Consider the following 19,671-nt stretch of genomic DNA (forward strand, 5'->3'; position numbering starts at 1 on the left):
TCTCAATATTTTACCACATATGTTCCTTATCCGTAGGAACACCCGCAAGTTCTTCTTCATTCAAGTACTCTGGCTCGTTACCCTCCACATCATCAAAGAGTGTATCTATCTCTTTTTTTGCCTCGTGCGCATGATGCAAACATATTTTTGCACATTGTACATACTTCAATAACAACGGCAATGATTTAAATAATCCTTTCAATTGTTTAAACATAACTTATCTAGTTTTAATTTGTCCGAAATATCCACCATTAGGTGCTTTAGTTGAAATTACCATTCCCAGCTTTTGCAAATACACTTTTCCAGTATTCACATTGAAACTTGCTATTTCTAAAACCTTTGCGCCAGTCTTTTTATAGAAAGCCTCAAACATCATAGTTATAAATCTATTTCCAGTGTTTGGAGACTCTGAACGCACACTCTTAGAGTTTTCAAATTGCTTTAACAGTTATCATACCTCTTTGCTTTGAATAATTCCAAGCCGTAACATAAAACCTTCCATTCTTGGATTGTCCAGCTTTAGCCCCAGAATGTTTTTTAGGTTGTCTCTGATTATTATAACCTCGGTCATAACCTCGGTTAAAATTAGGGTTGGGATTTCCACCCCAACCATTACTATATCCATTATTATACGCCATTTCTATACTTTTTTAGTTAATAATTACCAGCCTCTTCTTTTTCCTTTGATTTTAATCCAGCCCATGTACACGGATAAAATCACTGCTCCCAATCCTAAAACCAAAAAGGTCGCAATACTTGTCCCTGCACCATTACCACTTAATGGCTTTAGTAAAAAACTATCAACTTTTGTTATTAATTCTTTCATCTTTATTTTGTTTTTAAATGTTATTTTTTCTTTGTTAATAAATAAATCAATGCCCCTCCTAGTAATAAATACAAAATGTTATTGTCATTTCGCCCAACATGTCCAGTAGCTTTTCCATATACCTCCCCGTCTGTTACCGCAGGATACGCACCTTCTGTAGGCATTCCTGTTTTAAGTGTTTGATCCTTACTAGGTCTGTAATCCGATGAACCTGCTTGGCTATCTGCTTGTCTTTCAGCATCTGTTTTTTCTCTAAAGAATGGCACGCGCAAAACTTCCTTACTCACGGCATCCCCTCTTGAAGTGTCACGGAATGGGAAATTTAAGTTTACATCAGTTCCTTTTGGATATTCCTTATCACCAACATAAGTAAATCTTGTCTGATACTCTTTCAGCATTCTACCATATGCCTCTGTTATCATTGCAGCTAGTGCCTCGGTACCTTTACGCGTACAATCTTTTCCCCATGGAAAACCACTTGCACAAACTTTTAAATAAAGTAACGCCTTATTAAAATTGTCAGCACTGGCTACCTTAGTAAACCCAGATTGTTCAATAATCCATTCAACGATTGTGGTTCCTTCTTTCATCGCTCTACTAGGCGACCAGCTCGAGCCCCAACAATGCAAATCAAAGCCGTTTGCCAAAACGCTATCTAACCCCCCAGTTATCTTACTTAATACACCGCCTACTATCTTTCCTCCAAATTGACCAAGAGAGGAGCCGGAGGCGTTACCGCCCCCCACACTTCCAATTAAACTACTTACCGCTGTTACTGCTCCAATCATTTCAATATTATTTTGCGTCTAACAAATAGAATGTAAATTCTTCTCCTACATTTTTATACACTGCTAAGGTGTATAAGCCTGTTAAATCCAATGCAGGTAATTTCGATAACTCATCAATCCTTGCATTTTTTGCATAATCAAGTTGTAGTTGCGAAATCCTTGTTTTGCCCTGTGCATTGATAACTTGCAATTCATTTGGTGTCTTTTCAGCTACCAAATAATCAAATGCTAATACATCAACATCCTTTACAGATATATTTTGGTCAAGCTTCACTTGTTGCACATAAATAGGCTCTGCACTTCCAATAGCCTCAAATGTTTCTGCAGTTACATTCTGTGCTTGTCCACCCGATACATGGAACTCAATGTAAGTTTTGTCACCTAATGGCAAACTTCCAGATTTAGAAAAAGGAATTACCGCTACTTTGTCGCTACCAATTGTTGTTTGCAATTTAACAAAATGAACGCCCAACAATTCTGTAAATAGCTTAACGCTCATCTTTGGCACCAAAACCTTTTTAGTAAAGGTTTCATCTACTAGGTAAGACTCAATTTGCACCTGTCCGAAATCGGTACTTGAATTACCTTTTAAAATCAAACCCGCTGCACTTTCCTTAACTTCCAGCACCTCGGTTGCTTTTGCTAATGTTACTCTCATTTTTATATCTTATTTTAAATTTCTGAAACAAAGATATTAAGCATGCAAAAGCACTTTTTAAAATCTAGCGATTTTTACCACTTTTAAGCGATTTATACCAATTTTTGACACTAATCATCAAAATATTTTTTTACGAGCTTTAGCGTTAGATATTTCTTTTTATAGTGGCTTAAAATATCTTTTTTTATCATGCGTGCAGTGGAATAGCTTACGCCTAAATAATTAGCTAGCTCCTTAGCACTAATTATTTGCAAGTTCTGTGTATTGTTTTTCATAAATTAATTGGATTAACTGGTCTAAATTTATACTCAAATCGGTATCTAATAACTGTCTTATGGCTTTATTATAAATTTTTAAATGCTCGTTTAATTTTTTATATCCCTTGCGGATCATCTGATATACTTTACCTTTATACAACTCTACAAATTGAATAGCAGTAGGCACATACTCCAATTTTCCCCGCAAGTGGTTTAACTCCTCTAAATAACTGCTAACTTCAAAATTTAAATAATTGAGTTTTTTTACCTTATTTGATGCGCCCCACACCGCACCAATTACTGGGCGTTTATTTTCTTCTTGCTTTAATAGATATTTCACCACATACGCAACTATATTTCGTTTACTCTTTGGCGTTTCAATTTTAGTACTTGGGGGATTGCTCCAACCCATTTTTTTATTACGCTGGTAAGCTAGTATGCAGTCTTTTTCTGATTTATAATTTTTTGAATACTTAGCCATATATTCTTTAGCCGTTAAGCGGTTCATCTTTTCAGAATATCTATCAACATAACCATATTTATTTATATACTGGTTCCATATGCGCTGAATATCCTCACGAGGGATTTGCGTATCAATCAAAACATGAAAATGAATATTTCCATTCTTCTGCGTCTCCGCTTTCCAGAGATAATTTTTAAACCATAGACCTTTTTTAAATGGTCAAGATACTTAGCAAGTATTTTACGCAACACTCTATCATGGTGCTTTTGGGCACTGGGCAAGGTCAAGGTTACAAAAGATAAATATTTGTCCTTGTTTGATTTCGTTGCGTCAGCAAATAAAATAGCATACTTCTTTATATTCCTTACTTGAGTATCCGAGAGCGTTCCTAAATCCTTTAAAACATGCCCTTTCTCATTATACACTTCTTGTTGTTTCTCCTTATACAACTCAACACACTTTTCAGCATATTTAACAATTGAACCAAACTCTGAAATATCATCTAGTGCGTTTAACTCATCTAATTCTGTTTTTTCCTTGTTTAGATTTTGGCGTAAAGTAGGAGCATAGCCTACTTCGTAATTTCGTAAGTCCATCACATAACTATAATGCAATAGGCTAGTAGGTCTAAGCTGAACCTTTTCACACAAATAATAATTATTAACCTCTTGATATTGTCGCATTTACAGGGATTTTTGCCGTTAGATTTTACCGATACTTGAGACGAGCCCACTCAAAAGCCTATCGGCTTTCTATAAAAAAATCGGTTTCTTCTTTTTTCACAGCCACACGATGATATAAAATATCCTTAGGTTTAAAAGTTATCCACGAACGACCAGAAAATAATACCTCAATATTATTTTCTTGTTTCAACACCTGTACTACAATACCATATTCATATATGTACTGCTTAGGTTCTAAATGATTTACGGGAATGGGTACAAACTTCTGTACTACCAAAAAAGGTCTGATTTCTTCTCTTTGCATACGCTTTTAGTTTTAAATTATTTAAGCGTTGCATTTGTGTTTTGAATGTAGGTTTTTGAAATAAAAAATTGATTTTTATGGTATTTTAAAAAATATTTATATATTTGCAGTCCCAAATAAAAGAGATGTAAATATGTTAATAGTACCTGTAAAAGACGGCGAGTCTATCGAAAGAGCGTTGAAACGCTACAAAAGAAAATACGACAGAACAAGAATCGTTAAAGAACTTAGAGAAAGACAACAGTTCACTAAACCTTCAGTTCTAAGACGTCAAGAAATTATTCGTGCTTCTTACAAGCAGAAAATGCAGTCTAAAAACGAATTATAATAAATTTATTTTTATTAATAGTATAAAACCATTTATCTTTGAGGTAAATGGTTTTTTTTTTTATGATTGAAAATTTCCTAGAATATTTAAGTGTAGAGCGCAGATACTCCAAACACACAGTGGAATCTTACCAGAGAGATTTGGTTGATTTTGAAACCTATGTGCAACAAATCAAAAAAAACTGGAAAAATATAGATAAAAAAGATTTGCGTAATTACCTCATGCAGCTCAGCGAAGCAGGAAATAAACCTAAGACCATCAATCGTAAAATGAGTGCTATTCGCAGTTTTTTTAAATTTCTGATCTATATAGATTACATTTCACAAAATCCTGCAAGCCACATCAAATCCTTGAAACTCCCAAAAGAAGTAAATATTCCTATCTCCGAATCTGAAATAGACCAATTGCTCAATCGTTCATTTTTTGATGAAACATGGATAGGCGATAGAGACTTTCTCCTCATTCAACTTTTGTACGAAACAGGAATTCGTCGCGCAGAGCTCATCGGTATAAACATCAGCGATATTGATTTTGAGCAGAAACAAATTAAGGTATTAGGAAAAAGAAATAAAGAGCGAATCATTCCGGTGAGAGATGAATTGTTGCAACATGTAAAGACCTTAATTCAAAACTCTCCATTTTCTAAAACTTGTGCAGCGTTGTTCACCACAGAAAGGGGGAAAAGAATTTATCCAAAACTTGTTTATAATATAGTAATTTCGTACCTTAGACTTGTAACCAATAAAAAAAAGGTGAGTCCGCATGTTTTAAGACATTCATTTGCTACAAATATGCTGAGTCACGGTGCAGAAATTAACGCAGTAAAGGAGATTTTGGGGCATAGTAGTTTAGCCTCGACTCAAGTTTATACGCATAATGATATTAATCAATTAAAAAAAGTGTTTAACAAAGCGCACCCGCGCGAAAAAAAGTAAAGATTATGAAAGTAAATTTGCAAGCAGTAAACTTCAACGCAAAAGATGAATTAGTTGAATTTGTAGAAGAGAAATTAGGAAAATTAGATCAATTTTACGATCAAATTGTGGCAGCAGATGTCTTCCTAAAATTGGATAACAATAATAGCAAAGAAAACAAAATAGTAGAGGTGAGACTTCAAGTGCCAGGTGATGATATCGTAGTTTCTAAAGATGGGCAAACATTTGAAGAAGTAATTAACCTTTCTGTGGATACACTTAAAAGGCTAGTTATCAAGAAAAAAGAAAAAATGACGAAAAAATAATTGAAAAAAATGAAATTTTTTCTCTAAAAAGTTTGTAGAATAAAAAATCGTTTATATATTTGCAGTCCGATTGATAAGGAAAAACAAATCAACGGACTGTTCTTTTAATTTTAGAATAAAGTTTAAAGAGAATTAATCGCCTCCATAGCTCAGTTGGCTAGAGCAGCTGATTTGTAATCAGCAGGTCGTGGGTTCGAGTCCCTCTGGAGGCTCTTAAACTTAATTTTTCGGGCAGATACTCAAGTGGCCAACGAGGGCAGACTGTAAATCTGCTGTCTTTCGACTTCGGAGGTTCGAATCCTTCTCTGCCCACAGATTTTTTAAAGGAAAGTAAAGTAAAAGGTATCTTTTATTTGCTTAAGTGAAGCAGTAATTATAATTTTGTAATTCAACTGCTTTTTTTTGATAAAAAGTCAACTGCGGGAGTAGCTCAATTGGTAGAGCTTCAGCCTTCCAAGCTGAATGTTGCGGGTTCGAGTCCCGTCTCCCGCTCAAAACTTTTGGCCGATGTAGCTCAGGGGTAGAGTGCTTCCTTGGTAAGGAAGAGGTCACGGGTTCAAATCCCGTCATTGGCTCAAATGTCGAATCAATTTAACACAAATAGAATTTAATTATTTAAGACATGGCAAAGGAAACTTTTAACAGAGACAAGCCGCATTTAAATATCGGTACTATCGGGCACGTTGACCACGGTAAGACTACTTTAACTGCTGCGATTACTAAAGTATTAGCTGATTTAGGTTATTCAGAAGCAAGAGCTTTTGATCAAATCGATAATGCTCCAGAAGAAAAAGAAAGAGGTATTACAATTAACTCTTCTCACGTAGAATATCAAACTGCAAACAGGCACTACGCTCACGTAGACTGTCCTGGTCACGCGGATTACGTTAAGAACATGGTTACTGGTGCTGCTCAGATGGATGGTGCTATCCTTGTGGTTGCTGCTACAGATGGTCCAATGCCTCAAACTAGAGAGCACATCTTATTATGTCGTCAGGTAAACGTACCTCGCATCGTTGTTTTCTTAAACAAGGCTGATATGGTTGACGATGAAGAGTTGATGGAGCTTGTAGAAATGGAAGTTCGTGACTTGTTGTCATCTTACGAATATGATGGAGATAATACTCCAGTAGTTCAAGGTTCAGCTTTAGGTGCTTTGAATGGTGAAGCTAAATGGGTTGAGTCTGTTACTGAGTTGATGAATCAAGTTGACTCTTGGATTGAGATTCCAGAAAGAGATCAAGATAAGCCTTTCTTGATGCCGATCGAGGATGTGTTCTCAATTACTGGTCGTGGTACTGTAGCAACTGGTCGTATCGAGTCTGGTGTTATCAATACTGGTGATCCTGTAGATATCGTAGGTATGGGGGAAGAGAAATTAACTTCAACTATTACTGGGGTAGAGATGTTCCGTAAGATCTTAGATAGAGGTGAAGCTGGTGATAACGTAGGTCTATTGTTAAGAGGTATTGAGAAATCAGAAATCCGTCGTGGTATGGTTATCGCGAAACAAGGTTCTGTAACTCCTCACAAAAAATTCAAAGCTGAGGTTTATATCTTGACAAAAGAAGAAGGTGGACGTCACACTCCATTTAAAAACAACTACCGTCCACAGTTCTATGTTCGTACAACTGACGTGACTGGAGAGATTCACTTACCAGAAGGTGTAGAAATGGTTATGCCTGGAGATAACATCTCTATCGAAGTAGAATTGATCCAACCAATCGCACTTAGCGAAGGTCTTCGTTTCGCAATCCGTGAAGGAGGTCGTACAGTAGGTGCTGGACAAGTTACTCAAATCTTAGACTAATAAAATAAGAATAAGCATATAAAGGTGTTTTCTGCCTAAGTGCAGAAACACCTTATATCATACGGGCGTAGCTCAGCTGGTAGAGCAGTGGTCTCCAAAACCAAAGGTCGTGGGTTCGATCCCTACCGCCCGTGCTAATATAAATTTCCATGAAAGGTATTGTTGATTTTTTGAAAGGGTCTTATAATGAGTTTACACATCATGTAACCTGGCCTAAATGGAATGAACTTCAATCTTCCACTATTGTGATCGCTATATGTACTCTCATATTAGCGGTATTGTTGTTTGGAGTAGATACTCTATTTAGTGATGCGATCAATGGTTTTTATAAACTAATGAAATAATTTAAAACTCGATTCTTATGAGCGATATGAAATGGTATGTTTTAAAAACCATTAGTGGTAGAGAAAATAAAGTGAAAGAGCTTATTCAAGACGAGATTAAATATCAAGGTCTAGAAGAATACTTGGGGCAGGTTGTGATTCCTACCGAAAAAGTTATTCAAATTAAAAACGGGAAGAAAATTCAAAGAGAAAGAGTTTTCTATCCTGGTTATGTTATGATTGAGGTGAACTTGGTAGGAGAAGTTCCTCATATTATTAAAAATATCAATGGAGTAATTAGTTTCTTGAGTGCTACTAAAGGTGGAGATCCAGTGCCTATGCGTAAGAGTGAAATTGATCGTATGCTAGGACGAATGGATGATGCGGCTGAAGATGTAGATGTTGTAAATATCCCATACCAAGTAGGAGAAACTATAAAGGTAGTTGAAGGTCCTTTTGCTAACTTTAATGGAGTGATAGAGGATCTTAACGAAGATAAAAGAAAGCTTAAAGTGATGGTATCTATTTTTGGTAGAAAAACACCACTTGAGTTAAATTACATGCAAGTAGAGAAAATTTAGGCTGCTTCCAAATATATAACGCTTAATTTTTAAAAATTTAAAATGGCAAAAAAAGTACAAAAAATTGTAAAGCTACAAGTTCGTGGTGGGCAAGCGAATCCTTCGCCACCTGTAGGGCCTGCATTAGGTGCTGCTGGTGTAAACATCATGGAGTTTTGTAAGCAGTTCAACGGGCGTACACAAGAAAAACAGGGTAAAGTATTACCAGTTGTAATTACTGTATATCAAGATAAATCTTTTGATTTTGTAATTAAAACTCCACCAGCAGCAGTTCAGTTGCTAGAGGCTGCAAAAATAAAAGGTGCGTCTTCTGAACCAAACCGTGTAAAAGTAGCGAACGTTTCGTGGGATCAGATCCGCACAATTGCTGAGGATAAGATGCCTGATTTAAACTGTTTTACTGTTGAATCTGCAATGAAAATGATTGCCGGTACAGCTCGTTCTATGGGTATAACTGTAAAAGGAGGGACTAAACCGGAATAATTAAAAAGAAGATTATGGCAAAATTGACAAAAAAACAAAAAGAAGTAGCTGCTAAATACGATAAATCAAAAGTATATTCTTTAGAAGAAGCGTCAGCTTTGGTTAAAGAAATTAGTAATGCAAACTTTGATGCATCTGTAGATATCGCAGTAAGATTAGGTGTAGATCCTAAAAAAGCGAATCAAATGGTGCGTGGGGTTGTATCATTACCACACGGTACAGGTAAAGATGTTCGAGTATTAGCATTAGTTACTCCTGATAAAGAGCAAGAAGCTAAAAATGCAGGTGCAGACTATGTAGGTTTAGACGAATATTTGACTAAAATAAAAGAAGGTTGGACAGATGTTGATGTTATTGTTACTATGCCAGCTGTAATGGGTAAATTAGGTCCATTGGGAAGAATCTTAGGTCCTAGAGGTTTAATGCCAAACCCTAAAGCAGGTACTGTGACTATGGATGTTGCTAAAGCAGTTTCAGATGTTAAGTCTGGTAAAATTGACTTTAGAGTAGACAAAACTGGTATTGTTCACGCTGTGATAGGTAAAGTTTCGTTTGAGGCTGAAAAACTTCAAGAAAATGCAAAAGAATTAATTCAAACTCTTTTGAAAATGAAGCCAACAGCTGCTAAAGGAACTTATATGAAGAGTATTTATCTTTCAAGTACTATGAGTCAGTCTGTTCAAGTAGATCCAAAAAGTGTTTAATCATAAATAAATCGAAGCATGACAAGAGAAGAAAAAGCACAAATGATAGAAGACCTAACTCAGGTCCTAAGTAGCACAAATACGGTTTATTTATCAGATATTTCTGGATTAAACTCAACAGATACTTCAAACTTAAGAAGAGCTTGCTTTAAAAGAGGTGTTCAACTTAGAGTTGTTAAAAACACTTTGTTACAAAAAGCAATGGAGAGCATTGAAGATAGAGATTATGAGGAGTTGTATGCTACTCTTAAAGGGAATACCGCAATCATGGTTTCTGAAAAAGAAAATGCTCCTGCAAAAGTAATTCAAGAGTTTAGAAAAAAATCAGAAAAACCAATCTTAAAAGGTGCGTGGATTGATTCAGCTGTTTATGTTGGTGACGACAAAGTTGAAGCATTATCTAACCTTAAATCTAAGGAAGAGCTTATCGCAGATGTTGTGGCATTGCTACAATCTCCAATTAAAACTGTTCTTTCTCAGTTACAAAGTGGTGGACAAACCATCTCTGGATTGGTTAAAGCGCTTGGTGAGCGTTCAGAATAATAAAACACTCAATTTAATAATAAGTAAAATTTAAAAAAACATTTAAAATGGCAGATTTAAAACAATTAGCAGAAGAATTAGTAAACTTAACAGTTAAAGAAGTAAACGAATTAGCTGAAATCCTTAAAGAAGAGTATGGTATCGAGCCAGCTGCTGCTGCAGTTGCTGTTGCTGGTCCTGCAGTTGCTGGAGGAGCTGATGCTGCTGAAGAAAAATCAGAATTCGATGTAATCCTTAAATCAGCTGGTAGCTCAAAATTAGCAGTTGTGAAATTGGTTAAAGAATTAACTGGTAAAGGATTGAAAGAAGCTAAAGACTTAGTTGATGGTGCTCCTCAAACTGTAAAAGAAGGAGTTGCTAAAGATGAGGCAGAAGCTCTTAAAAAACAATTAGAAGAAGCTGGAGCTGAAGTAGAGCTTAAGTAATTTACTAATTAATAAATTCAAGGTTTAGACCTTCACGTCATGTGAAAGGTCTAAGCCTATTTTACATTTTAGTTACTTGTATTAAGTAGCGCATTTGTTCTGGTGCATTGCAGAACCCCCTTTTTTTACAATGCAAACTAAATTTCATATTAACCAATATGCATACGAAATTGGCGACAAAAAATAATTCTAGAGTTAATTTTTCCACTGCAAAAGATGTTGCGGAAATTCCAGATTTTTTGGATATTCAATTAAAGTCTTTTGAAGATTTTTTCCAATTAGAAACAAGACCAGACCAACGAAAAAATGAAGGTCTTTTTAAAACTTTTGCAGAGAACTTCCCAATCACCGATACACGCAATCAGTTTGTTTTAGAATTTTTAGATTATTTTGTGGATTCTCCACGCTACTCAATTCAAGAGTGTATCGAAAGAGGTTTAACTTATAGCGTTCCTTTAAAAGCTCGTTTAAAACTGTATTGTACAGATCCAGAGCACGAAGATTTTGAAACTGTAGTTCAAGATGTTTATTTAGGAACTATTCCATATATGACTCCTAGCGGTTCTTTTGTAATTAATGGAGCGGAACGAGTTATCGTTTCCCAATTACACCGTTCTCCAGGGGTATTCTTTGGTCAATCTTTCCACGCAAATGGTACAAAATTATATTCTTCTCGTATCATTCCGTTCAAAGGTTCGTGGATTGAATTTGCAACTGATATTAATAGCGTAATGTATGCTTACATTGATCGTAAGAAAAAACTTCCGCTTACGACTTTGTTAAGAGCTATTGGTTATGAAAGAGATAAAGATATTTTAGAAATCTTCGATTTAGCTGAGGAGGTAAAAGCTACTAAGGCTAATTTAACTAAAGCTTTAGGTAGAACTTTAGCCGCTCGTGTATTGAACACTTGGCACGAGGATTTCGTAGACGAAGATACAGGTGAAGTGGTATCTATTGAGCGTAATGAAATCGTTCTTGATCGTGAAACTATTCTTGAAAAAGAACACATCGAAGAGATTTTGGATGCGGGTGTTAAAACTATCCTTTTGCATAAGGAAGACAACAAAGCTCAAGATTACGCAATTATCTTAAACACTTTACAAAAAGATCCAACAAACACCGAAAAGGAAGCCGTAGAGTATATTTATCGTCAGCTTCGTAACGCTGAGCCACCAGATGAGGAAACTGCTCGTGGTATTATCGATAAGTTATTTTTCTCGGACGCTCGATATAGCTTAGGTGAAGTTGGTCGTTACAGATTAAATAAAAAACTATCTTTAGATATTCCAGAAAATATTCAAGTTTTAACTAAAGAGGATATTATCTCTATCGTTAAATACTTAATAGAATTAGTGAATTCTAAAGCTGAAGTGGATGATATCGACCACTTGTCTAACCGTCGTGTGAGAACTGTAGGTGAGCAAATGGCAAACCAATTTGGTGTTGGTTTGAACCGTATGGCGCGTACAATTCGTGAGCGTATGAATGTTAGAGATAACGAGGTGTTTACTCCAATTGATTTGATTAATGCAAAGACCTTGTCTTCTGTTATCAATTCGTTCTTTGGAACAAACCAGCTATCTCAGTTCATGGATCAAACAAACCCATTGTCTGAGGTTACGCATAAGCGTCGTTTGTCGGCATTAGGACCAGGAGGTCTTTCTCGTGAAAGAGCAGGTTTCGAGGTGCGAGATGTTCACTATACTCACTATGGTAGACTTTGTCCGATTGAAACACCAGAGGGACCAAACATTGGTTTGATTTCATCTCTTTGTGTGTATGCAAAAGTAAACAGTATGGGATTTTTAGAAACTCCATATAGAACTGTTGAAAACGGAGTAGTTGATTTAGACAAGAAACCAGTTTACTTAACAGCAGAAGAGGAAGAAGATAAAATCATTGCGCAAGCAAATGCACCGCTAGATGATCATGGTAAATTTTTAAACGATCGTGTAATTGCTCGTGAAGATGGTGATTTCCCTGTTGTAGATCCGTCTGAAGTAAACTTAATGGATGTGGCACCAAACCAGATTGCATCAATTTCAGCCTCATTGATTCCATTCTTGGAGCACGATGATGCGAACCGTGCATTGATGGGATCTAACATGATGCGTCAAGCAGTTCCATTATTAAAACCTCAAGCACCAATCGTGGGTACAGGATTAGAAGGTGCAGTGGCTAGAGATTCCCGAATCTTAATCAATGCTGAAGGAAATGGAGAAGTGCGTTATGTAGATGCCCGTAAGATTGTAATTGCATACGAAAGAACTGAAGAGCAAGATATCGTAAGCTTTGACCCAGCAGAGAAAACTTATAACTTAATTAAGTTTAGAAAAACTAACCAAGGAACTTCTATCAACTTGAAGCCAATTGTGAAAGTTGGAGACAAAGTTCAAAAGGGGCAAGTTTTATGCGAAGGTTATGCTACTGAAAACGGAGAGCTTGCTTTAGGTAGAAACTTGCTTGTATCATTCATGCCTTGGAAAGGATATAACTTCGAGGATGCGATTGTAATTTCTGAAAAAGCAGTAAGAGAAGATTGGTTTACTTCAATTCACATTGATGAATATACTATGGATGTGAGAGATACCAAGTTAGGTATGGAGGAGCTTACAAACGATATTCCAAACGTATCGGAAGAAGCGACTAAAGACCTTGATGAAAATGGTATGATCCGCATCGGTGCAGAAGTGAAACCTGGAGATATCTTAATTGGAAAAATCACTCCAAAAGGTGAATCTGATCCTACGCCAGAAGAAAAATTACTTCGTGCAATCTTTGGAGACAAAGCAGGTGATGTGAAAGACGCTTCATTGAAAGCAACTCCATCGCTTAGAGGTGTAGTAATTGATAAAAAATTATTTGCTCGTAGTATTAAAGATAAGAACAAGAGAGCAAAGGATAAGATTACGATTGAAAAACTAGACGAAGACTTCCAGAAAAACTTTGATGAGTTAAGAGAAGTTTTACTAGAAAAACTATATAAATTATTAAATGGAAAAACTTCTCAAGGAGTATTCAATGACTTAAATGAGGAGATTATTCCAAAAGGAGCTAAATTCACTCAAAAATTATTGAGTAGTGTAGATGATTACCAAAACTTAACAGGTGGAAACTGGACAACAGATGATCACTTAAACGAATTGGTAAAACAATTATTACACAACTTCAAAATTAAATACAACGACCTACAAGGTGTATTGAACAGAGAAAGATTTACCATTTCTGTGGGAGATGAATTGCCTTCAGGTATCGTGAAATTAGCTAAAATTTATATTGCTAAAAAACGAAAACTTAAAGTTGGAGATAAAATGGCGGGTCGTCACGGTAACAAAGGTATCGTAGCTCGTATCGTAAGAGATGAGGATATGCCTTTCCTTGCCGATGGTACGCCAGTAGACATTGTATTGAACCCACTAGGGGTACCTTCTCGTATGAACATCGGTCAGATTTTTGAGACCGTACTCGGATGGGCAGGTAGAAACTTAGGACAAAAATATGCAACGCCTATTTTTGATGGAGCTCATATCAAAGAGATTAATGAGTTAACAGACAAAGCAGGGGTGCCAAGATACGGAACCACTTATCTTTACGATGGTGGTACAGGAGAGAGATTCGACCAAAAAGCAACAGTAGGTGTGATCTACATGTTGAAACTAGGTCACATGGTAGATGACAAAATGCACGCGCGTTCTATCGGTCCATACTCATTGATTACTCAGCAGCCACTTGGAGGTAAAGCACAATTCGGTGGTCAGCGTTTTGGAGAGATGGAGGTTTGGGCACTAGAAGCCTATGGTGCATCTAACATCTTGAGAGAAATTTTAACTGTGAAATCAGATGATGTTCTAGGTAGAGCCAATACTTACAATGCAATCGTGAAAGGTAATCCAATGCCAGAACCAGGTATTCCAGAATCTTTCAATGTATTATTGCATGAACTTAAAGGTTTAGGTTTAGATATTGATTTGCTTTCATCAGAAGATGAAAATCCACAATAAGAAAACCATCGTTTATTTAATTTAAAATAATATATAGCATCAGTCTATGTCAACAAATAAAAACAACACTAGCAAATTCGATAAAATCAGAATTGGTTTAGCCTCTCCAGAGAGCATTTTACAAGCTTCACATGGTGAAGTCTTAAAACCAGAAACCATCAACTATCGTACGCACAAGCCAGAAAGAGACGGTTTGTTTTGCGAGAGAATTTTTGGTCCAGTAAAAGATTACGAATGTGCTTGTGGAAAATATAAAAGAATTCGTTACAAAGGAATCGTCTGCGACCGTTGTGGGGTAGAAGTTACCGAAAAAAAAGTACGAAGAGATAGAATTGGACATATCAACCTTGTGGTGCCAGTAGCCCATATTTGGTATTTCCGTTCACTACCAAACAAATTAGGATACATTTTAGGAATCCCGTCTAAGAAATTAGACATGATTGTTTACTACGAGCGTTATGTAGTAATTCAGCCAGGTATTGCTAAAAGACCAGATGGTGAAGAGCTTAACCAAATGGACTTCTTGACAGAAGAAGAATATTTGGATATCATGGAAACTTTACCAATCGAAAACCAATATTTAGAAGATTCAGACCCTAATAAGTTCGTAGCTAAAATGGGAGCTGAATGTTTAGAGGAATTATTAAAGCGTATTGATTTAGATGAGCTTTCTTATGACTTAAGACACAAAGCAAATCACGAAACTTCTAAACAAAGAAGAACCGAAGCTTTGAAAAGACTTCAAGTAGTTGAGTCTTTAAGAGAGTCTAATCAAGACGGAAAAGTAAACCGCCCAGAGTGGATGATTATGAAAGTAATCCCTGTAATTCCACCAGAATTAAGACCATTAGTTCCGCTAGATGGAGGGCGTTTTGCTACCTCAGATTTAAATGATTTATACCGCCGTGTAATCATCAGAAACAATCGTTTGAAGAGATTGATGGAGATCAAAGCTCCAGAAGTAATCTTGAGAAACGAGAAAAGGATGTTACAGGAAGCCGTAGATTCATTGTTCGACAATACAAGAAAATCATCTGCCGTAAAAGCTGATGGTAACCGTCCATTGAAATCACTTTCAGATTCATTGAAAGGTAAGCAAGGTCGTTTCCGTCAAAACTTATTAGGTAAGCGTGTGGATTATTCTGCTCGTTCCGTAATCGTTGTAGGTCCAGATTTGGAATTGCACGAGTGTGGATTGCCTAAAGATATGGCAGCTGAGCTATATAAGCCATTTATCGTTAGAAAATTAATCGAAAGAGGAATTGTAAAAACGGTAAAATCAGCTAAAAAGATTATTGATAGAAAAGAGCCAGTAGTTTGGGATATTTTAGAAAATGTATTAAAAGGACACCCAGTGCTACTTAACCGTGCCCCTACCTTGCACCGTCTTGGTATTCAGGCATTCCAACCAAAATTGATCGAAGGTAAAGCAATCCGTTTGCACCCACTTGCGTGTACAGCGTTTAACGCCGACTTCGATGGTGACCAGATGGCGGTTCACTTACCACTTGGTCCAGAAGCAATTTTGGAAGCTCAATTATTGATGCTTGGTTCTCAAAACATTTTGAACCCAGCAAACGGTTCGCCAATTGCAGTACCTTCTCAGGATATGGTATTGGGTCTATATTATATGACCAAAATTAAAAATTCAACCGAGGAGGAGAAAGTAATTGGAGAAGGCTTAACTTTCTATTCAGACGAAGAAGTACAAATCGCATATAACGAAGGAAAAGCTGAATTAAACGCTCCAATCAAAGTTAAGGTAAGAGTAAAAGAGGACGGCGAGTTCAAAATGAAGCTTATCGAAACTTCTGTAGGTCGTGTTTTATTCAACAAAATTGTTCCAGAAGAAGTAGGTTACATCAACGAGGTTTTAACTAAAAAATCTTTGAGAAATGTAATTGGTAGCATTTTGAAACAAACAGATTTCCCTACTACTGCAAAATTCTTGGATAGAATGAAAACCTTAGGATACATGAACGCATTCGAGGGTGGACTTTCTTTCTCATTGGGAGATATCTTAATTCCTGAGCAAAAATCAGAAATGATTCAAAATGCGATTGATGAAGTAGATGCGATTCGTGGAAACTATAACATGGGTCTTATCACCAACAACGAGCGTTATAACCAAGTGATCGATGTTTGGACAAACACCAACGCAAACCTTACTGAAATCGTAATGAAGCGTATGCGTGAAGACAAACAAGGATTCAACTCAGTATTCATGATGCTTGATTCTGGAGCGCGTGGTTCCAAAGAGCAGATTCGTCAGTTGAGTGGTATGCGTGGATTGATGGCAAAACCGCAGAAAGCAGGTTCTACAGGAGGGGACATTATCGAAAACCCAATTGTATCAAACTTCCGCGAAGGTTTATCAATCTTGGAATACTTTATCTCTACCCACGGTGCGCGTAAAGGTCTTGCGGATACGGCGTTGAAAACTGCCGACGCAGGTTACTTAACTCGTCGTTTGGTAGATGTTTCTCAAGATGTGATCATCAACGAAGAAGATTGTGGTACATTGAGAGGTCTTGAAGTTTCAGCATTGAAGAAAAATGATGAAATCATAGAGCCACTAAAAGATAGAATTTTAGGTAGAACATCATTGCAAAATGTATATGACCCTGAAACTGGAGATATTTTAGTAGAAGCTGATCAATTAATTGATGAGGAAATCGCTGCTAAAATTGATGCTGCAGGTGTAGATACAATCGAGGTACGTTCTCCTTTAACATGTGATTCTAAATCAGGAATCTGTGCTAAATGTTACGGTAGAAACCTTGCAACTGGTAAACCAGTTCAGATGGGAGAAACTGTAGGAGTAATCGCAGCGCAATCAATTGGTGAGCCAGGTACTCAGCTTACGCTTCGTACATTCCACCAAGGGGGTACTGCGGGTAACGTTTCTGAGCAGTCTACTTTAAGAGCTAAACAAGATGGTACTGTAGAGTTTGATGAATTAAGAACAGTAGATTCTAAAGATGAAGCAGGAGAACCAATCAAAGTGGTAGTTTCTCGTACCGCAGAGATGAAATTGATCAATAAAAATGGCGATGTCGTAATGACAAACAACATTTCTTATGGTTCAGTTTTATATGTAAGCGATGGACAAAAAGTAATTAAAGGAGAGGCAATCAACTCTTGGGACCCTTATAACGCTGTGATTATTGCAGAAACTGCGGGTAAAATTAAGTTTGAAAACTTAACTCAAGGTGAAACTTTCCAATTAGAAACAGATGACCAAACAGGATTTACCGAAAAAGTAATTTCTGAATCAAGAAATAAAAAATTAATCCCATCGTTGATTGTTGTGGATAAGAGTGGCGAAGAGAAATCTTACAACCTACCAGTAGGTGCACACCTTATTGTAGACGATGGCGAAGAAATTATAGCGGGTAAAACATTGGTGAAAATCCCAAGATCTTCTGCAAAATCAGGGGATATCACGGGAGGTTTACCAAGGGTGACCGAGCTTTTCGAAGCGCGTAACCCATCAAACCCTGCAGTAGTTTCTGAAATCGATGGAGTGGTAAGCTTTGGTAAAGTTAAACGAGGTAACCGTGAAATCATCGTAGAATCTCGTACAGGTGAAATCAAGAAATACTTGGTGAAACTTTCAAACCAAATCTTAGTTCAAGAAAACGACTTTATCCGTGCGGGTATGCCGTTGTCTGATGGAGCAATTACTCCGACTGATATCTTGAATATTAAAGGGCCTACTGCCGTTCAAGAATACTTAGTAAACGAAATCCAAGATGTATATCGTTTACAAGGGGTGAAAATTGATGATAAACACTTCGAAATCATCGTAAGACAGATGATGAGAAAAGTAAGAATCATCGATGCAGGAGATACTCGTTTCTTAGATTCAAGTTTGGAACATAAAATCGACTTTATCGAGGAAAACGATAGAATCTTTGGAATGAAGGTCGTAGAAGATGCAGGAGATAGTGAAGTGTTGAAACCGGGACAAATTGTTTCTGTTCGTGAGTTGAGAGATGAAAATTCAAAACTTCGTAGAGATGATGCTAAATTGGTAGTTGCTCGTGATGCAATGCCAGCTACAGCAGAGCCAGTGTTGCAAGGTATCACTAGAGCAGCATTACAGACTAAATCGTTTATCTCTGCCGCATCATTCCAAGAAACTACAAAAGTATTGAACGAAGCAGCAGTGGCTGGTAAAGTAGACGACTTGAACGGATTGAAAGAAAATGTGATTGTAGGTCACTTAATTCCAGCAGGTACAGGTCTTAAAGCTTACCAAAATATGATTGTAGGTTCTCAAAAAGAATACGAAGAATTAAAAAGTAAAAAATCAACAAAATAAAAATTTTAAATCATGAGCGAAAATAACCAACAACAAAACTTTGATATCGAAATCAATAACGAAACAGCATCAGGCACTTATTCAAATTTGGCTTTGATCAATCATTCAAACACTGAGTTTGTGGTAGATTTTATCCAAATGATGCCAGGAATGCCTAAGCCACAAGTGAAATCAAGAGTTATCTTGACTCCTTACCACGCTAAAAGATTAGCTGGGGCTTTGATTGAAAATATTAATCGTTTTGAATCTCAATTTGGAGAGATTAAAGAGCCAGAAGCTGCACCAAACTTTGGTGTTCAAGGAGAGGCTTAATTCATAAAATCAGTAATAAGAATAAGGCGCGATGCATTTTGCATCGCGCCTTATTGTTTGAATAATGAACTAGAGTGTTTAGCTGAAAGATTTTTATTAAGGCAAAGAAATAAAAAATATACAATGAACTTTAATAGAATGATGAAAGAAATCGCTGTTATAGTTCCTTGTAATGGATTAAATTTAGTTTGTGGTGTCTCCAATCAGAACTTATTGTTGATTGTTTTAAATAAGCTCAAAATCATTGAAGCCTAGATTTAAAAATGGAGTTAGGTTAAAATTACGTTTTTATACTTAAACAAAGATGATATGCCTTAGTTAGAGTAATAAATGTTATTTATCCCGTTAGAGTTTTGAGGCTATTTGATAATAACGAGTAAGGTGAAAAATATAGCAAATTCAATATTTTGTATATTCGTCGGAGGAGTGAGGGTGAAGAGAATGAAAAATGTATAAAACAAAAAAATCCGTCCCAAAAAATATGAAACGGATTAAAATATATGTGACCTGGCTGGGGCTCGAACCCAGGACCCCAACATTAAAAGTGTTGTGCTCTACCAACTGAGCTACCAGGTCATTCTAAAAAATGATAACGATAAATTCTTTTTTTGT

General features: G+C 36.5%; 22 protein-coding genes and 6 tRNA genes. 18 read left to right on the forward strand and 10 right to left on the reverse strand.

The annotated features are described in order from the left end of the window. Positions 1-10 precede the first annotated feature (10 nt). From ORNRH_RS07375 to ORNRH_RS07405, 9 genes are all read right to left on the reverse strand, one after another. Positions 11-214, reverse strand: a complete 204-nt coding sequence (locus ORNRH_RS07375) for a hypothetical protein (protein ID WP_014790225.1) — start codon at positions 212-214, stop codon at positions 11-13. Positions 215-217: 3 nt separating this feature from the next. Continuing rightward, positions 218-418, reverse strand: coding sequence for a hypothetical protein (locus ORNRH_RS12510; RefSeq protein WP_014791250.1), 201 nt, complete (start codon positions 416-418; stop codon positions 218-220). A 13-nt stretch (positions 419-431) separates the two neighbouring features. Beyond that, positions 432-638 (reverse strand): hypothetical protein, encoded by a 207-nt coding sequence (locus ORNRH_RS12515; RefSeq protein WP_014791251.1) that lies wholly within the window; start codon positions 636-638, stop codon positions 432-434. 23 nt (positions 639-661) lie between these two features. Then, a complete protein-coding gene (locus ORNRH_RS12335) occupies positions 662-826 on the reverse strand; it encodes a hypothetical protein (RefSeq protein ID WP_014790223.1) in 165 nt (54 codons plus the stop codon). A 20-nt stretch (positions 827-846) separates the two neighbouring features. Next, a complete protein-coding gene (locus ORNRH_RS07385; RefSeq protein ID WP_014790262.1) occupies positions 847-1,614 on the reverse strand; it encodes a hypothetical protein in 768 nt (255 codons plus the stop codon). Between the two features lie 7 nt (positions 1,615-1,621). After that, positions 1,622-2,272 (reverse strand): hypothetical protein, encoded by a 651-nt coding sequence (locus tag ORNRH_RS07390; protein ID WP_014790221.1) that lies wholly within the window; start codon positions 2,270-2,272, stop codon positions 1,622-1,624. A gap of 240 nt (positions 2,273-2,512) precedes the next feature. Further along, positions 2,513-3,130: a hypothetical protein gene (locus ORNRH_RS12520; protein WP_014791252.1), complete on the reverse strand. Its 618-nt coding sequence runs from the start codon at positions 3,128-3,130 to the stop codon at positions 2,513-2,515. After that, complete coding sequence (locus ORNRH_RS12525; protein WP_014791253.1) at positions 3,127-3,675, reverse strand: hypothetical protein; 549 nt, start codon at positions 3,673-3,675, stop codon at positions 3,127-3,129. The genes ORNRH_RS12520 and ORNRH_RS12525 overlap by 4 nt, the downstream gene beginning before the upstream one ends. A gap of 58 nt (positions 3,676-3,733) precedes the next feature. Then, positions 3,734-3,979, reverse strand: coding sequence for a hypothetical protein (locus tag ORNRH_RS07405; protein WP_014790218.1), 246 nt, complete (start codon positions 3,977-3,979; stop codon positions 3,734-3,736). 133 nt (positions 3,980-4,112) lie between these two features. Here ORNRH_RS07405 and rpsU point away from each other — a divergent pair, with 133 nt between their 5' ends. The 18 genes from rpsU to ORNRH_RS07495 all read left to right on the forward strand — a co-directional run bounded on the left by rpsU (position 4,113) and on the right by ORNRH_RS07495 (position 19,059). Continuing rightward, a complete protein-coding gene (gene rpsU, locus ORNRH_RS07410) occupies positions 4,113-4,307 on the forward strand; it encodes a 30S ribosomal protein S21 (RefSeq protein WP_014791254.1) in 195 nt (64 codons plus the stop codon). A gap of 62 nt (positions 4,308-4,369) precedes the next feature. Beyond that, positions 4,370-5,242: a site-specific tyrosine recombinase/integron integrase gene (xerA, locus tag ORNRH_RS07415; protein ID WP_014791255.1), complete on the forward strand. Its 873-nt coding sequence runs from the start codon at positions 4,370-4,372 to the stop codon at positions 5,240-5,242. A gap of 5 nt (positions 5,243-5,247) precedes the next feature. Next, positions 5,248-5,547 carry a ribosome hibernation-promoting factor, HPF/YfiA family gene (gene hpf, locus ORNRH_RS07420; protein WP_014791256.1) on the forward strand — a complete coding sequence of 100 codons (300 nt, stop codon included), beginning with the start codon at positions 5,248-5,250 and terminating at the stop codon, positions 5,545-5,547. Between the two features lie 138 nt (positions 5,548-5,685). After that, positions 5,686-5,759 (forward strand) — tRNA-Thr (locus tag ORNRH_RS07425). Between the two features lie 17 nt (positions 5,760-5,776). Then, positions 5,777-5,859 (forward strand) — tRNA-Tyr (locus ORNRH_RS07430). A 107-nt stretch (positions 5,860-5,966) separates the two neighbouring features. Beyond that, a tRNA-Gly gene (locus ORNRH_RS07435) sits at positions 5,967-6,039 on the forward strand. 11 nt (positions 6,040-6,050) lie between these two features. After that, a tRNA-Thr gene (locus ORNRH_RS07440) sits at positions 6,051-6,122 on the forward strand. A 47-nt stretch (positions 6,123-6,169) separates the two neighbouring features. After that, positions 6,170-7,357 carry an elongation factor Tu gene (gene tuf, locus ORNRH_RS07445; RefSeq protein WP_014791257.1) on the forward strand — a complete coding sequence of 396 codons (1,188 nt, stop codon included), beginning with the start codon at positions 6,170-6,172 and terminating at the stop codon, positions 7,355-7,357. A gap of 61 nt (positions 7,358-7,418) precedes the next feature. Continuing rightward, a tRNA-Trp gene (locus tag ORNRH_RS07450) sits at positions 7,419-7,491 on the forward strand. Positions 7,492-7,506: 15 nt separating this feature from the next. Beyond that, positions 7,507-7,701: a preprotein translocase subunit SecE gene (gene secE / locus ORNRH_RS07455; protein WP_014791258.1), complete on the forward strand. Its 195-nt coding sequence runs from the start codon at positions 7,507-7,509 to the stop codon at positions 7,699-7,701. Positions 7,702-7,718: 17 nt separating this feature from the next. Beyond that, complete coding sequence (nusG, locus tag ORNRH_RS07460; protein ID WP_014791259.1) at positions 7,719-8,261, forward strand: transcription termination/antitermination protein NusG; 543 nt, start codon at positions 7,719-7,721, stop codon at positions 8,259-8,261. Between the two features lie 42 nt (positions 8,262-8,303). Then, complete coding sequence (rplK, locus tag ORNRH_RS07465; protein ID WP_014791260.1) at positions 8,304-8,744, forward strand: 50S ribosomal protein L11; 441 nt, start codon at positions 8,304-8,306, stop codon at positions 8,742-8,744. A gap of 14 nt (positions 8,745-8,758) precedes the next feature. Beyond that, positions 8,759-9,448, forward strand: a complete 690-nt coding sequence (gene rplA / locus ORNRH_RS07470) for a 50S ribosomal protein L1 (protein ID WP_014791261.1) — start codon at positions 8,759-8,761, stop codon at positions 9,446-9,448. Between the two features lie 18 nt (positions 9,449-9,466). Continuing rightward, positions 9,467-9,991: a 50S ribosomal protein L10 gene (gene rplJ / locus ORNRH_RS07475; protein WP_014791262.1), complete on the forward strand. Its 525-nt coding sequence runs from the start codon at positions 9,467-9,469 to the stop codon at positions 9,989-9,991. Between the two features lie 47 nt (positions 9,992-10,038). After that, entirely contained in the window at positions 10,039-10,416 is a 378-nt protein-coding gene (gene rplL / locus ORNRH_RS07480) for a 50S ribosomal protein L7/L12 (RefSeq protein ID WP_014791263.1), read from the forward strand. A gap of 158 nt (positions 10,417-10,574) precedes the next feature. Beyond that, positions 10,575-14,420 (forward strand): DNA-directed RNA polymerase subunit beta, encoded by a 3,846-nt coding sequence (gene rpoB, locus ORNRH_RS07485; protein ID WP_014791264.1) that lies wholly within the window; start codon positions 10,575-10,577, stop codon positions 14,418-14,420. Between the two features lie 46 nt (positions 14,421-14,466). After that, entirely contained in the window at positions 14,467-18,747 is a 4,281-nt protein-coding gene (rpoC, locus tag ORNRH_RS07490; RefSeq protein ID WP_014791265.1) for a DNA-directed RNA polymerase subunit beta', read from the forward strand. A gap of 12 nt (positions 18,748-18,759) precedes the next feature. Further along, positions 18,760-19,059 (forward strand): DUF3467 domain-containing protein, encoded by a 300-nt coding sequence (locus tag ORNRH_RS07495; protein WP_014791266.1) that lies wholly within the window; start codon positions 18,760-18,762, stop codon positions 19,057-19,059. Between the two features lie 503 nt (positions 19,060-19,562). Here ORNRH_RS07495 and ORNRH_RS07505 read toward each other — a convergent pair. Next, positions 19,563-19,635 (reverse strand) — tRNA-Lys (locus ORNRH_RS07505). Positions 19,636-19,671 lie beyond the last annotated feature (36 nt).

It is taken from the genome of Ornithobacterium rhinotracheale DSM 15997 (genome assembly GCF_000265465.1).
GTDB classification, from domain to species: Bacteria; Bacteroidota; Bacteroidia; order Flavobacteriales; family Weeksellaceae; genus Ornithobacterium; species Ornithobacterium rhinotracheale.

Excerpts from the sequence above, each read along its gene's own strand:
- rplA (WP_014791261.1), top strand. The coding sequence starts at position 8,759 with ATGGCAAAATTGACAAAAAAACAAAAAGAAGTAGCTGCTAAATACGAT.
- rpoB (WP_014791264.1), top strand. The coding sequence starts at position 10,575 with ATGCATACGAAATTGGCGACAAAAAATAATTCTAGAGTTAATTTTTCC.
- ORNRH_RS07495 (WP_014791266.1), top strand. The coding sequence starts at position 18,760 with ATGAGCGAAAATAACCAACAACAAAACTTTGATATCGAAATCAATAAC.
- ORNRH_RS12525 (WP_014791253.1), bottom strand. The coding sequence starts at position 3,675 with ATGCGACAATATCAAGAGGTTAATAATTATTATTTGTGTGAAAAGGTT.
- rplL (WP_014791263.1), top strand. The coding sequence starts at position 10,039 with ATGGCAGATTTAAAACAATTAGCAGAAGAATTAGTAAACTTAACAGTT.
- xerA (WP_014791255.1), top strand. The coding sequence starts at position 4,370 with ATGATTGAAAATTTCCTAGAATATTTAAGTGTAGAGCGCAGATACTCC.
- rpoC (WP_014791265.1), top strand. The coding sequence starts at position 14,467 with ATGTCAACAAATAAAAACAACACTAGCAAATTCGATAAAATCAGAATT.
- rplJ (WP_014791262.1), top strand. The coding sequence starts at position 9,467 with ATGACAAGAGAAGAAAAAGCACAAATGATAGAAGACCTAACTCAGGTC.
- tuf (WP_014791257.1), top strand. The coding sequence starts at position 6,170 with ATGGCAAAGGAAACTTTTAACAGAGACAAGCCGCATTTAAATATCGGT.
- nusG (WP_014791259.1), top strand. The coding sequence starts at position 7,719 with ATGAGCGATATGAAATGGTATGTTTTAAAAACCATTAGTGGTAGAGAA.
- ORNRH_RS12335 (WP_014790223.1), bottom strand. The coding sequence starts at position 826 with ATGAAAGAATTAATAACAAAAGTTGATAGTTTTTTACTAAAGCCATTA.
- ORNRH_RS07405 (WP_014790218.1), bottom strand. The coding sequence starts at position 3,979 with ATGCAAAGAGAAGAAATCAGACCTTTTTTGGTAGTACAGAAGTTTGTA.
- ORNRH_RS12515 (WP_014791251.1), bottom strand. The coding sequence starts at position 638 with ATGGCGTATAATAATGGATATAGTAATGGTTGGGGTGGAAATCCCAAC.
- ORNRH_RS07390 (WP_014790221.1), bottom strand. The coding sequence starts at position 2,272 with ATGAGAGTAACATTAGCAAAAGCAACCGAGGTGCTGGAAGTTAAGGAA.
- rplK (WP_014791260.1), top strand. The coding sequence starts at position 8,304 with ATGGCAAAAAAAGTACAAAAAATTGTAAAGCTACAAGTTCGTGGTGGG.
- rpsU (WP_014791254.1), top strand. The coding sequence starts at position 4,113 with ATGTTAATAGTACCTGTAAAAGACGGCGAGTCTATCGAAAGAGCGTTG.
- secE (WP_014791258.1), top strand. The coding sequence starts at position 7,507 with ATGAAAGGTATTGTTGATTTTTTGAAAGGGTCTTATAATGAGTTTACA.
- hpf (WP_014791256.1), top strand. The coding sequence starts at position 5,248 with ATGAAAGTAAATTTGCAAGCAGTAAACTTCAACGCAAAAGATGAATTA.
- ORNRH_RS07385 (WP_014790262.1), bottom strand. The coding sequence starts at position 1,614 with ATGATTGGAGCAGTAACAGCGGTAAGTAGTTTAATTGGAAGTGTGGGG.
- ORNRH_RS07375 (WP_014790225.1), bottom strand. The coding sequence starts at position 214 with ATGTTTAAACAATTGAAAGGATTATTTAAATCATTGCCGTTGTTATTG.